The organism is Streptomyces sp. NPDC058864 (assembly GCF_042742985.1).
Classification (GTDB): Bacteria; Actinomycetota; Actinomycetes; order Streptomycetales; family Streptomycetaceae; genus Actinacidiphila.
Genome location: NZ_JBHYMQ010000123.1, coordinates 1 through 12,899, shown reverse-complemented (window position 1 = coordinate 12,899; position 12,899 = coordinate 1). Strand labels below are relative to the sequence as shown.

Genomic DNA, 12,899 nt, shown 5'->3' with positions numbered 1-12,899 from the left:
TGGAGCTGCTGCGGTTCCTGGAGCGCGCCCACCCGGCGCCCCACCCGGCTGTCGAACACCAGCCGGTGACCGCGCCTCCCCAGGGGCCCGCACCGCGGGCCGCCGCCCACCCGCCCGAGTCCGGCGTACCGCTGGAGGAGCCCGCCGGGGAGCTCCCCGCCGACCTGCGCGAGACCCTCTCGGCGGACCCGCTGCTGGACACCGTCCGGCCGCAGCGGCCCTCCGACGTCAGCTGAGCCCGCCCCCGGCCCGCGGCACGTCCGGCCGCCACACGTACGGCACGGTCACCGCCACCGGCAGCAGCCCCAGCCGCGCCAGGATCGGGGCGCTGTCCGGGGAGGCGTCGACCTGCACGAAGCGGTGCCCCGCCGCGACCGCCAGCCCGGCCCGGTGCGCCACCGTCGCCCGGTAGGCGCCCCGCCCCCGCCACTGCGGCAGGGTGGAGCCGCCCCACAGCGACACGAAGTCGGTGCCCTCGTGGAAGCGGGCCCAGCCGGCGCAGACCACCGTGCCGTCGGCGGTCTCGGCGACGACCACCACGCAGGGGTCGCCCGGCCCCGACACCTCGCTCTCCAGCATCCCGGGCAGCCAGTCGTGGGGCACGCCCCAGACCGTCTCCTCCATCTCCCGGACGCGCTCGAAGTCCGCCCGTGACGTGACCTCCCGCAGCGCGAGGCCCTCCGGCAGCACCGGGGCGGCCGTCAGCGCCGCCGCCTCGCCGACCAGCACCGTCTCCGGCTCCTCCGGCACGAAGCCGGCCGCGACCAGCCGGTCCGGCAGCCCCGCGGGCAGGTCGTGGGCGTGGTACTTCCACTCCACCGGCATGCCCAGCGCGGCGTAGTGGTCCCGCTGCCGGGCGATCAGGGCGTCCAGCGCGGGGCCGTCGAGCCCGCCGAGGTCGCGGTAGTCCAGGAACCCCGTCTCCCCGTGCTCGTAGGTCTTGCGCAGCAGCGGGCCGTCGCGTTCCACCGAGCGGAACCGCGAGAGGTCGGCGGGCACACGGGCGCGCAACTGCCGGTCGTAGGCGGCGCGGTACTCCAGCGCCACGGGGGAGGGGTCGAAAGTGCTCATCGGGCGGATTCCACCACAACCGCGACCGCGGACGCGAGCGGATCGGCCGTGGTGAACGCAACGGGGCGGGGCCGCGTATCTGAAGCGGAACGACGCTTCCCCCTGCGCCCGACGATCCGGCCTGTATCCCCCCACAGGAGGTCCCGAGTTGAAGCACAAACAGATAGCCAAGAGGAAGATCGTGTTCGCCACGGCCGGTGCCGCCGCCATCGCGGCAGCGGCCGTACTGCTGCCCAACGCCAACGCGTCGCAGTCCGCCCCACAGGACCCGGAAGTCCCCTCGCCGAAGCGGCTCACCGCCACCGCCGCCGCGGAACTCGCCGCACGGCTGGGCTCGGAGCTCGGCCCGTCCATCGCCGGGGCGTACTACGACGCGGGGAGCGGGCGGCTCGTGGTGAACGTGGTCGCCGGGTCGGGCGACGACGCGGCCGCGCGGGCCGGGAAGGCCGGCGCCGCGACCCGTACGGTCGAGAACAGCGCCGCCGAACTGAGTTCCGCCGCGCGGACCTTGAGGGAGCGCGCCACGATCCCCGGCACCGCCTGGGCCGTCGACCCCCGGACCAACCGGATCCTGGTCACCGCGGACCGCACCGTCACCGGCGGCACATGGGACACCCTGGAGTCCACCGTGCGGTCCCTGGGCAGCGGCATGGCCCGGATCCGGAAGTCCGCGGGCGAGTTCAAGCCCCTCGTGGCCGGCGGGGACGCCATCTTCGCCGACGGGGCGCGCTGTTCGCTGGGCTTCAACGTCGTCAAGGACGGCGCCCCGGCGTTCCTCACCGCGGGCCACTGCGGGGTCGCCTTCGCGAACTGGTCGGACAGCCAGGGCGGGGCGCCCATCGCGACCGTGCGGCAGGCGACCTTCCCCGGTGACGGCGACTTCGCGCTCGTGACCTACGACGACCCGGACACCCGGGCGGCGAGCCAGGTGAACCTCGGCGACGGCCGGGCCCTGGCGATCAACGGGGCCGCGGAGGCGGCCGTGGGCCAGGAGGTGTTCCGGATGGGCAGCACCACCGGGCTGCACGGGGGCACGGTCCTCGGGCTCGACGCGACGGTCAACTACCCGGAGGGCACCGTCACCGGGCTGATCCAGACCGACGTCTGCGCCGAGCCGGGTGACAGCGGGGGCGCGCTGTTCACCCGTGACGGCAGCGCGATCGGACTCACCTCCGGCGGCAGCGGGGACTGCCAGGTCGGTGGGGAGACCTTCTTCCAGCCGGTGACCACGGCGCTGGCCGCGGTCGGAGCGGAACTCGGCTGACGTCCACGTGGTTCAGGCGGGGTCCCGGGCCGCGGCGGCGTCCGGGGCCCGGCCGTGCGCGGCACCGGGGCCGGCAGTTCCGGGGTGCCCGGGCGTCAGCGGAAGCGGCGGTGCAGGGGGAAAGCCGTCACCGTCGCGCCGACGTGCACGGCCCGGTGCGCCGGGGGCGGCGCCTTGGCCTCCTCGTGCAGGCCGACCAGCAGGGCCGCCAGCCGGTGCCGGAAGTCGTCCCAGACCTCGGCGTCCTCGTCCTCCGGGTACTGCGGGAGCCGTGCGCCGTACGGCGGCTCCACCAGACCTGCGGCCGCGAGGCGGCGCAGGCGGCTCACCATGCGCAGCCGGCCGGGGTGAGCCACGGGTCTGGAGATGGTGTCGGTCGCCGTCATGGCGGTCAGTAAATCGTGCCGTCCCCTTGCCTTCGCAACCCCCGGGCAGCCACCGGGGTGACGCGCGCGTGACGCCGGTTGACGTGTGGGACGCGGGAGCATCCATGTGACGTCGGGACGTGACGAATCTCGCACCGGTGTGGTGTTTGGGCCGTCCGGGAGGACGCGTACCCTCGCCCCCTCAGACGCCCGCGCCCGCCCCTCCGCACGAGGAGCCGCCGCTTCCGCAGCCTCCGCCGCCGCTCTTCCAGTGGTTGACGCCGTAGAGGCTCTCGGTCCCGTCGTGGTGGTCGAGCAGTCCGGCCTCCCTGGTGAAGTGCGGGACGGCCAGCCGCAGGGCCGGCTCGCCGTGCAGGGCGACCGCGAGCTGGACCGACTCGGGCGACGCCCTGCGGGTCCGCGGGCGCGGGAAACGCTCCTGGGCCCGCCGTAGGGCCTCGCGGCCGGCCCGGGTCCGGCGGGGCACCGCCCACAGGGCGAGGGCGGCGGCCACCGGCACGGCGGAGACGGCCGCCCGGACCGGCGGGTCCCAGGCCGTCGGGAAGCCGGACACCAGCCCCCCGACGGCGGTCAGCACGGCCGCGCACACCAGCACGCGGGCCGTGCGCCGGCGCCGGTCGCGGCGGATCAGCCCCGCGTCGGTCAGCCGCTCGCGCAGGGCGTCCATCTCGCGCCGCACCGGCCGGGCCGCGGCGACGGCGTTCACCCCGGCGGGCCGGTACAGGGTCTGGTAGACGGCCAGTTGCAGCGGGTGCGCGAGCCCCTGCAGGGGCCCGGAGATGCGCGCGGTGCGGTGCGCACCGGCGTCCACCGTGCCGCGCAGATGCAGTGCGACCAGTGCGACGACCACCGCGCCGCGGCTCCCGTCGCGCAGATAGGCGGCCTCGTAAGGGTCCGTCACCTCTTCGGCCGCGGCGCCCGGCGCCCGCAGCAGCGCCCCCGCCGTGAGGATCAGCCCCATCGCGGTCAGCGGATATGTCCATGCGAGCCATGACATGTCCCACCACCCCCTGGGGTCGGTGTGCCCGTGGACGGGAGGATGACGCGCTGTTTGAGGAAGGCCAGAGCTTTTCGGCGTAGCGTGGCGGCCGTGACGGATCTGGTGGCACGGACTTGTGACCGTATCGACCGGCTCGACGCCCGGATCAAGGCGTTCGTGAGGGAGCCGGACCGGCGGGGCCGGCTGGCGGCGGAGGCGGCCGCGGCGCCGCCGGGGGTGCTGTCCGGGGTGATGGTGGGCGTCAAGGACATCGTCCGGATCGACGGGATGGAGACCAGGGCCGGGTCCGCGGTGCCGCCGGAGGTGCTGGCCGGGCCGCAGGCGCCGCTGGTGGACCGGCTGCGGGCGGCCGGGGCGCTGGTCGCGGGCAAGACGGTGACTGCCGAGTTCGCGGTGACCGCGCCGGGGCGGACCCGCAATCCGCACAACACCGCCCACACACCGGGTGGTTCGAGCAGCGGCTCGGCGGCCGCGGTGGCGGCGGGCATGGTGCCGCTGGCGGTCGGGACGCAGACCGTCGGCTCGGTCGTCCGGCCCGCGGCCTACTGCGGGGTGGTGGGCTTCAAGCCGACCTTCGGGCGGGTCCCGGTGGACGGGGTGATCGCCAACGCCCCGAGCTTCGACACCGTCGGGGTGCTCGCCGCGGACGTGGTGACGGCGGCGCGCGGCGCGTCCGTCCTGTGCGACGACTGGCGGGAGCAGCCGGCCGGCGAGGGCCGTCCGGTGCTCGGCGTCCCCGTCGGCCCGTACCTGGACCGGGCCGGGACGGAGGCCCGGGATGCCTTCGCGGCGCAGGTCGAGCGGCTGGAGGCGGCGGGCTGGACGGTGCGCGAGGTGCCGATGGTGCCGGGCCCGGGTGAGTTCGAGGCGGTCGTACGGCAGTTGTACGTCATGAACCGCTACGAGGTGGCCCGTACGCACGCCGACTGGTTCCCCCGGTACGGCCACCTGTACCGCGAGCAGACGGTCGCCGCCATCCGCGAGGGCCACGCCATCGGCCGCGACGACTACGAGCGGGCCGCGGGCGAGCGGCTGGTCTTCCGTGACCGGCTGCTGGAGGCCATGGGGGAGGTCGACGTCTGGCTGGCGCCGTCCGCCACCGGCCCCGCCCCGTTCGGCCTGGGCAGCACCGGCGACTCGGTGATGTGCCTGCCGTGGAGCAACGCCGGCTTCCCCTCGGTGAGCCTGCCCGCCGGGTTCGCCGCGAACGGCCTGCCGCTCGGTCTGCAGGCCGTCGGGCGCCCCGGTGAGGACGAGGAACTGCTGCGGTGGGCGGCGGCGTTCGCCCCGGTCGTCAGGCCTCGGTGAAGACCAGGTCCTCGACCGGGACGGTCATCCGCACGGTGTGGCCGCCGGTCACCTCGACGACGTGGTGCAGTCCCCGGACCTGCGCGCGCGGGGTGTCCGAGGACAGGATCCGGTAGGTGTCGGCCGCCCCGGCCAGGAAGGCGCGGAAGGCGGCGAGGGAGGGTTCGCCGAGCGCGAGGTAGTCGAAGAGCCGCCGGAACAGCTTGGGGACGAGCACCACGTCGTCGGTGAGCGAGGAGAGCCCGGTGACCTTCGCGCCGGTGGTGCTCACGTCGCCGGGCCACAGCCCCCGGCCCGCCTCCCGGGCCTGCCGGGCGGTCTCGGTCAGCTCCTGGCGCAGGTCGGCGTAGAGGTTGCTGTAGAAGGTCGGGTAGGCCAGGCCCTCGGCCACCAGGTGGTGGTTGACGGTGGCGCGCAGCAGCGGCACGCCGACCGTGACCTCCTGGCCGGACTTCGCGCCCTCCGGCAGCGCGCCCCGGCCGGCCAGGGCGACGCAGCGGCCGTGCACGTCGACCCCGCCGGTGAGGATCCAGCCGGGGACGGACGCGGGGGTGGCTGCGACCACCCTCTCGCCGCCGGGCTCGCGCTCCACGGCGGTGAAGCCCAGCCACCTCAGCAGCTCGTCCCGGGCCGCGTGGGCGAAGGGCAGCGGTTGGTGGGCCGGGGCGGAGGTGGGCCCGTAGTGGGTCTCCAGCGCGTCGACGGCGTCCAGTCGCAGCTTGCCCCGGCAGGAGTTGGTGAGGTCGAGCCCGAGCCCGCCCCTGACCCGGTTCCAGTCGGGGTGGCGGGTGGGGACGAAGCCCACGGTGTCCCCGTCCGGCTCGGTGTTCTCTATCTGGAAAGAGCCCTTGACCAGCAGCATCGGCATGGCGACTCCCCGTCGGGGTGCGAGCGTCGGTGACGTCGTGTGCATGAAACCACGCGGAGGGTGGCGGAGGACAGGGATCCGGCGCGTCTTCGTACATGTGTTCGACAAGTGGTCTATGGTGGGTGGCAGAGGGTTCGGAAGGGGGGAGACGAGAGCGGCCGGAGGTGCGTATGGCGGGATTCACGCACCTGCACACCGTCTCCGGCTTCTCGCTGCGGTACGGGGCCTCGCACCCCGAGCAGCTCGCCGAGCGCGCCGCCGAACGGGGGATGGACGCGCTCGCGCTGACCGACCGGGACACGGTGGCCGGGGTGGTGCGCTTCGCCAAGGCGTGCGCGCGGGCCGGGGTGCGGCCGCTGTTCGGCGCCTCCCTGGCGATGCCGGCGGCGTACGCGGGGGAAGGCGGCGCCACCTCCCAGGCCGGCCCGCCGGCCGTCCGGCGGCGCACCCCGGTGCGCGGCGGGGCCTTCGTGCCGGAGGCGACCGACCGGGCGGTGTTCCTCGCCCGGGACCGCCGGGGCTGGGGCGCGCTGTGCCGGCTGGTCAGCGCCGCCCACACCGACGGCGGCATCGGCTGGGAGGACCTGGGACGGGAGGGGCTGTACGTGCTGCTCGGCGCGGACTCCGAGGTCGGCCGCGCGCTGGCCGCCGGACGCCCCGACCGGGCCGCCGGGCTGCTGCGCCCCTGGCGCGAGGTGTACGGGGACGCGCTGCGCCTGGAGGCCGTGCACCACGGCCGCACCGGCACCGGGCACGGCTCGCTGCGGCTCGCCGCACGCACCGTCGGTTTCGCCCTCGAGCAGGGTGTCGTCCCGGTGCTGACCAACGCCGTCCGCTACGCCGACCCCGGCCAGGGGGAGGTGGCCGACGTCCTGGACTCGGCGCGCCGCCTGGTGCCCGTCGACGTACGCGACGCGGGGAGCCTGGACAGCGGCGAGCGCTGGCTGAAGGACTCCGGGGACATGGCGCGCACCGCCGAGCGGGTCATGGAGGCGGCCGGGTTCACCCGCGGCGACGCCCGCCGGCTGCTGCGGGCCACCGAGGAGACCGCCGCGGGCTGCGCCGTCGACCCGGAGGACGACCTGGGGCTCGGGCAGGTGCACTTCCCCGAGCCGGAGGTCGTCGGCGCCGGCGCCCGCAGCGCCGACCGCGTACTGCGCTCCCACTGCGCCGCCGGGATGGTCCGGGAGGGCCACGACCGGGACCCGGAGTACTGGGCGCGGCTCGACCACGAACTGCGGATCATCGAGCGGCTCGGCTTCGCGTCGTACTTCCTCACCGTCGGCCAGGTGGTCGCCGACGTGCGGGAGATGGGCATCAGGGTCGCCGCGCGCGGTTCGGGCGCCGGCTCGCTCGTCAACCACCTGCTGGGCATCGCCGCCGCCGACCCCGTCGAGCACGACCTGCTCATGGAACGCTTCCTGTCCGGCCGGCGCGCCTCCCTGCCCGACATCGACATCGACGTGGAGTCCGCCCGCCGGCTGGAGGTCTACCGGCGCATCCTGGACCGCTTCGGCGGCGAGCGGGTCGCCACCGTCGCCATGCCCGAGACCTACCGCGTCCGCCACGCGGTGCGCGACGTGGGCGCCGCCCTCGGGATGGACCCGGAGCAGACCGACCGGCTGGCCAAGGCCTTCCCGCACATCCGGGCCCGCGACGCGCGGGCCGCCCTCGCCGAACTGCCCGAGCTGCGGCAGGTGGCGGGGGAGGACCACGGCCGGCTGTGGGAGCTGGTCGAGGCGCTGGACGCGCTCCCCCGCGGGGTCGCCATGCACCCCTGCGGGGTGCTGCTGTCGGACGCCGGGCTGCTGGACCGCACCCCGGTCGTGCCGACCAGCGGCGAGGGCTTCCCCATGTCGCAGTTCGACAAGGACGACGTCGAGGACCTCGGGCTGCTCAAGCTCGACGTGCTCGGGGTGCGCATGCAGTCCGCGATGGCGCACACCCTGGACGAGGTGGAACGGACCGGCGGCGGCCGGATCGACCTGGACCGCATCCCGCAGGGCGACCCCGCCACGTACGAACTGGTCCGCTCCGCCGAGACGCTGGGCTGCTTCCAGATCGAGTCCCCGGGACAGCGCGACCTGGTGGGGCGGCTGCAGCCGGCCACCTTCCACGACCTGGTCGTGGACATCTCCCTCTTCCGTCCCGGGCCGGTCGCCGCCGACATGGTCCGGCCCTTCATCGAGGCCCGGCACGGCCGCAAGCCCGTCCACTACCCGCACCCCGACCTGGAGCCCGTGCTGCGCGAGACCCACGGGGTCGTCGTCTTCCACGAGCAGCTCATCGACATCATGTGCGTCATGACCGGCTGCGACCGGGGCTTCGCCGACGAGGCCCGGCGCGCGCTGTCGGACGAGACCCGGCAGGGGCGGCTGCGGGCCTGGTTCGCGGACGCGGCCCGGGAACGCGGCTACTCCCGCGAGGTCATCCGGCACACCTGGGAGATCGTCTCGGCCTTCGGCGCGTACGGCTTCTGCAAGGCGCACGCCGTCGCCTTCGCCGTGCCGACCTACCAGTCCGCCTGGCTCAAGGCGCACCACCCGGCGGCCTTCTACGCCGGGGTGCTCACCCACGACCCCGGGATGTACCCCAAGCGGCTGCTGCTCGCCGACGCCCGGCGGCGCGGGGTGCCGGTGCTGCCGCTGGACGTCAACCGGTCGGGCGCGGCCTACCGGATCGAACCGGTGCCCGGTGAAAAGAGCGGGGAGGAGGTGTGGGGGCTGCGGCTCGCGCTCTCCGAGGTGCACGGGATCAGTGAGGCCGAGGTGGCCCGGATCACCGCCGGACAGCCCTACTCCTCCCTCCAGGACCTGTGGGAGCGCGCCCGCCCGGGCCGCGCCGCCGCCGAACGGCTGGTCCAGGTCGGCGCGCTGGATCCCTTCGGGGGCAACCGCCGCGACATGCTGCTCCAGGTCGCCGAGGTGCACCGGCAGGGCCGGGCCTCCGCGTACGACGGCCAGCTCACCCTGACCGGAGGGGAGGGCGAGCCGGCGTTCGCGCCGATCGGCCTGCCCGACATGGACGACGGCGAACGGCTCGGCGCCGAACTCGGCGTCCTCGGCATGGACGCCTCCCGCCACCTGATGGACGACCACCTCGCCTTCCTGGAGGAGCTGGGCGCGATCCCGGCGAACCGGCTGCGCGAGGTGCGGCACGGCGAGACCGTGCTGGTCGCCGGGGCCAAGGCGGCCACCCAGACGCCGCCCATCCGCTCCGGGCGCCGGGTCGTCTTCACCACCCTCGACGACGGCACCGGCCTGGTCGACCTCGCCTTCTTCGACGACAGCCACGAGGCCTGCGCCCACACCGTCTTCCACTCCTGGCTGCTGCTGGTCCGCGGGGTGGTCCAGCGCCGCGGACCGCAGAGCCTGTCCGTCGTCGGCGCCGCCGCGTGGAACCTGGCCGAACTGGTCGAACTGCGCAAGGGGGGCGGCCTGGAGGCGGTCGCGGCACGTCTGGCCGAGACCCCGGGCGAACCCGCGGGCCTGCCCGCGCCCCCGCCCGAGGGCCGCCGGGTCCGGATGTCCACCGGTTACGAGATGCATCCCTGGGCCGATCTGCGGCCCGCGGGCGAGGGCGTTCCGACCGGCCGCAAGCTGTGGCACTCCAGCCCGGGGAGCGCGGGGCGATGAACAGCCGACCGGAGACCTCGCACGTGCTGTACGTGCACTTCCACGCCGCCGAGGCGCTGTACGAGCAGCTCCTCGCACTGCTCGGCGGCTTCACCCCCGTCGTCCAGGCGCTGCCGCCCGACGCCGCGCTGGCCGACGTCCGCGGGGCGCTGCGCTACTTCGGGCGCGACGCCGCGGAACTGGCCACGCTGCTGCGGGTGCGGCTGCTCGCGCTCCACGGCGTGGACTGCACGATCGGCGTCGGCCCGAACCCGCTGCTCGCCCGGATGGCGGCACAGGGCGGACCGGAGGGCGCGGTGCGCACCGCGCCCACCGACCCCGCGGCCGTGGCGGCCTTCCTCGCCGAGCGCCCGGTGGCGGCGCTGCACGGCGTCGGCCCGGCGACGGCGCGGCAGCTGGGCACGTACGGTCTGGACACCGTGGGACGGGTGGCGGCCGCGCCCCTGAGCACCCTGCAGCGGATCCTGGGCGCCACGGCGGGCCGCAGGACGCACGAGCGGGCCCGCGGCATCGATCCGGCCCCGGTCGTCCCGAACGCCCCCGCCCGCTCGGCCGGCGCCGAACGCCGCTTCGGCCACGACGAGCTGGATCCGGTGCGGCACCGCCGTGCCCTGCTGTCGCTCACCGAGGAACTGGGCTCCACGCTGCGCACGTCGGGCCGCGTCGCGCGCTCACTGACCCTCACCGTCCGCTACGCCGACCGCTCCACGACCACCCGCACCCGCGCGCTGCCCGAACCGAGCGGCCACGGCACGGCCCTCGCGGGGGCCGCGTACCGGCTCTACGAGGGGCTGGGGCTGCAGCGCGCCCGGGTGCGCGGACTCGCGCTGCGCGCGGAGGGGCTGACGGACGCCGGTCTCGCGACGCTGCAGCTCAGCCTGGACCCGGGGGACGAGAAGGCACGCCGGATCGAGGCGGTGGCGGACCGGGCGCGGGCCCGCTTCGGCCCGCGGGCGCTGATGCCCGCGGCACTGTCGGGTGCGGCCTGACGCCCCATTATCACATCGATGTGAAGCCGGCGTGATGAATTCTTTACCCACCGGTAGCTGGCGGCGTTTGTTACTCACTCGTAAATTGACGGAAGCTCAGCACTCTGGTGATCCGGATCACAGGCTGCACGGGAGCCAGTCATTCCCCCACCTGCGAGGAGATCGCTCGATGCTGCCCATCAGACCGCGATCAGCGCTCCGGCTCCTCTCCGCGCTGACTCTCACCGCCGCCCTCTTCGCCACCCCCGTCCTGGCGGACACCACCACCGCCGCACTGGCGAAGGCCCCCGCGTCCGGTACCAAGGCCACCACGACCGTCAACGCCGCGGCCACCGCCGCGAGCAGCGGCTGGAACAACTGGTCCTGCAAGCCGTCCGCCGCCCACCCGCGGCCCGTCGTCCTCGTCCACGGCACCCTCGGCAACTCCATCGACAACTGGCTCGGGCTCGCGCCGTACCTGGTCAAGCGGGGCTACTGCGTCTACTCCCTCGACTACGGCCAGCTCCCCGGCGTGCCCCTCTTCTACGGGCTCGGCCCCATCACCGCGTCCTCCCAGCAGCTCGCCGACTACGTCGACCGGGTCCTCGCGTCCACCGGCGCGGGCAAGGTCGACATCGTCGGGCACTCCCAGGGCGGCATGATGCCGCGCTACTACATGAAGTTCCTGGGCGGTGCCCCCAAGGTGAACGCGCTCGTCGGCATCGCGCCCAGCAACCACGGGACCGATCTGGGCGGGCTGCTCAAGCTGCTGCCGTACTTCCCCGGGGCGGCCGAGGCCATCGAGCACCTCGCCCCGCAGGGACTGACCGACCAGATGGCCGGATCGGCCTTCCTCACCAAGCTGAACGCCGGCGGGGACACCCTCCCCGGCGTCCGCTACACGGTGATCGCGACCAAGTACGACGAGGTCGTGACGCCGTACACCTCGCAGTTCCTGTCCGGACCCGACGTACGCAACGTGGTGCTGCAGGACCTGTGCCCGCTCGACCTGTCCGAGCACGTCCTCGCCGGGCTGACCGACCGCATCGTGTTCCACGAGACGGCCAACGCCCTCGACCCGGCGCACGCGAAGGCGACCGACTGCGGGGACGTCTTCAGCTGACGGTCCGCCTCAGCCGATCCCCGCGCGGCGCCTGCGGGCGACGAGCAGCAGCACCGACGCGCCGAGCGAGACGGCGGCGGCCCCCGCCGCCATCAGCGAGGTCGTGCCGGTGCTGCTGCTCCCGGTCTGCGCGAGGTCCGCGCCGGACGGGGAGGTGTCCGCCGTCGCGGAGGGTTCCACGAGCGGGCTCGTGGAACCCTCCGCGACGGTCTGCGCGTGATGGCGGTGGCGCACCGTCGACCTGTCCGCCCCGGCGGAGATCTGCGCGTCGTCCGGCACGGAGGCGGTGGGTGCGGGGGCGGTCGTGGCCGCGGCCGGAACGCCCCCGGTCGTGGCGGGGGCCGAGGCGGCGGGCGCGGCGGGCGCCTCCTGGGCCTGGCCGGTGTCCGCGCCGAAGACCACGTCCGAACAGGAGTAGAAGGCCTCCGGGCTGTCCGAGCGCTGCCAGATCGCGTAGACCAGCTGCCGCCCCGACCTGGCCGGCACGTCCACCGGCAGGACGTAACTGCCGTCCCGTACCTGGGGGTCGGTGACCTTCGCGAACGGCTGCGCCTCCAGGTCCGACCACCGCAGCGGCCGCGACGGGTCGTATCCCGTCTTCGTCATGTACAGCTCGAACGAACCCTTGTGGCGGGCGGTCACGCGGTACGCCAGGCCCTGCCGTCCCGGCGTCATCCGCGTCGCCGGCCAGTCTGCCCGCGCCAGGTCCAGCGCCTTGAACTCCTCGTTGCCCGCGCTGCAGAGCCTGCCGTCCGGTATCAGCTGCCGGTGCCGCCCGGCCGCGTCGCCGATGCGCACCCCGTTCCAGTCGTAGAAGGCCTGGGTGCCGCCCGCGGCGACCGCTGCCCGGCACGCGGCCGACGCCGGGTTCTCGGGGTTCTCCGCGTAGCAGGTCAGCACCCGGCTGACCGGGCCGCCCATGGTGCCGTGCGCGCCCGCCGGCCCCGCTGCCAGGCCGGTCAGTGCGAGCGGTCCGATCCCGAGGACGGCGGCCAAGGCGGCCCTGCGGCGTGCGGTCATGGTGGGGTTCTCCTTCGGCGGTGGCCCGGATGCACGATGCCGGGACCCCGTCGGCGCCGCCCCCGTGAGCGGCGCCGACGGGCGTCGGCGAACCAGCACGCTAGCCGCGCCGCAGGGGCGGAACCCCTGTTCGGAGGACCTGCGGGCGATCTTTATGGCGGCGTTAAGGCATCGCTAAGCGGGGGCTGAGGATGCCGTCGCGCCCCGGGCGGACCGAGTCCTCCACGCACGGCGGCGGCGCCGGACAGGACTCCTG

10 protein-coding genes and 1 pseudogene are annotated in these 12,899 nt (G+C 75.0%); 6 read left to right on the top strand and 5 right to left on the bottom strand.

Annotated elements, in window-relative coordinates:
• Positions 1-236 (top strand): annotated as a pseudogene (locus ACFW3D_RS40960) (slipin family protein); the annotation flags it as partial.
• On the opposite strand, the gene ACFW3D_RS40955 reads toward ACFW3D_RS40960, so the two are convergent.
• Positions 229-1,071 carry a GNAT family N-acetyltransferase gene (locus tag ACFW3D_RS40955; RefSeq protein WP_500513496.1) on the bottom strand — a complete coding sequence of 281 codons (843 nt, stop codon included), beginning with the start codon at positions 1,069-1,071 and terminating at the stop codon, positions 229-231. The pseudogene ACFW3D_RS40960 and the gene ACFW3D_RS40955 sit on opposite strands and share 8 nt — an antisense overlap.
• Before the next feature lie 148 nt (positions 1,072-1,219).
• Between ACFW3D_RS40955 and ACFW3D_RS40950 the strand changes: the two genes are divergently transcribed.
• Positions 1,220-2,335: a S1 family peptidase gene (locus ACFW3D_RS40950; protein ID WP_500513495.1), complete on the top strand. Its 1,116-nt coding sequence runs from the start codon at positions 1,220-1,222 to the stop codon at positions 2,333-2,335.
• A 95-nt stretch (positions 2,336-2,430) separates the two neighbouring features.
• Here the strand turns inward: ACFW3D_RS40950 and ACFW3D_RS40945 are convergent, their stop codons facing one another.
• Both ACFW3D_RS40945 and ACFW3D_RS40940 read right to left on the bottom strand, forming a co-directional pair.
• Complete coding sequence (locus ACFW3D_RS40945; protein WP_500513494.1) at positions 2,431-2,721, bottom strand: hypothetical protein; 291 nt, start codon at positions 2,719-2,721, stop codon at positions 2,431-2,433.
• Positions 2,722-2,902: 181 nt separating this feature from the next.
• Positions 2,903-3,718, bottom strand: a complete 816-nt coding sequence (locus ACFW3D_RS40940) for a TIGR04222 domain-containing membrane protein (protein WP_500513493.1) — start codon at positions 3,716-3,718, stop codon at positions 2,903-2,905.
• A 93-nt stretch (positions 3,719-3,811) separates the two neighbouring features.
• On the opposite strand from ACFW3D_RS40940, the gene ACFW3D_RS40935 reads away from it, so the two are divergent.
• Complete coding sequence (locus tag ACFW3D_RS40935) at positions 3,812-5,029, top strand: amidase (RefSeq protein ID WP_500513492.1); 1,218 nt, start codon at positions 3,812-3,814, stop codon at positions 5,027-5,029.
• On the opposite strand, the gene ACFW3D_RS40930 is transcribed toward ACFW3D_RS40935, so the two are convergent.
• The gene (locus ACFW3D_RS40930; protein WP_500513491.1) at positions 5,016-5,897 is read right to left on the bottom strand and encodes a nuclease; all 882 of its coding nucleotides are present in this window, start codon (positions 5,895-5,897) and stop codon (positions 5,016-5,018) included. The two genes, ACFW3D_RS40935 and ACFW3D_RS40930, sit on opposite strands and share 14 nt — an antisense overlap.
• Before the next feature lie 170 nt (positions 5,898-6,067).
• Between ACFW3D_RS40930 and ACFW3D_RS40925 the strand changes: the two genes are divergently transcribed.
• The 3 genes from ACFW3D_RS40925 (at position 6,068) to ACFW3D_RS40915 (ending at position 11,623) form a co-directional block, all read left to right on the top strand.
• On the top strand, positions 6,068-9,532 hold the full coding sequence (locus tag ACFW3D_RS40925; RefSeq protein WP_500513490.1) for a DNA polymerase III subunit alpha: 3,465 nt from the start codon (positions 6,068-6,070) through the stop codon (positions 9,530-9,532).
• Complete coding sequence (locus ACFW3D_RS40920) at positions 9,529-10,521, top strand: DNA polymerase Y family protein (protein ID WP_500513489.1); 993 nt, start codon at positions 9,529-9,531, stop codon at positions 10,519-10,521. The genes ACFW3D_RS40925 and ACFW3D_RS40920 overlap by 4 nt, the downstream gene beginning before the upstream one ends.
• A gap of 169 nt (positions 10,522-10,690) precedes the next feature.
• A complete protein-coding gene (locus ACFW3D_RS40915) occupies positions 10,691-11,623 on the top strand; it encodes an esterase/lipase family protein (RefSeq protein ID WP_500513488.1) in 933 nt (310 codons plus the stop codon).
• A 9-nt stretch (positions 11,624-11,632) separates the two neighbouring features.
• On the opposite strand, the gene ACFW3D_RS40910 is transcribed toward ACFW3D_RS40915, so the two are convergent.
• Positions 11,633-12,643, bottom strand: coding sequence for a lytic polysaccharide monooxygenase auxiliary activity family 9 protein (locus tag ACFW3D_RS40910; protein ID WP_500513487.1), 1,011 nt, complete (start codon positions 12,641-12,643; stop codon positions 11,633-11,635).
• Between the last annotated feature and the right edge of the window lie 256 nt (positions 12,644-12,899).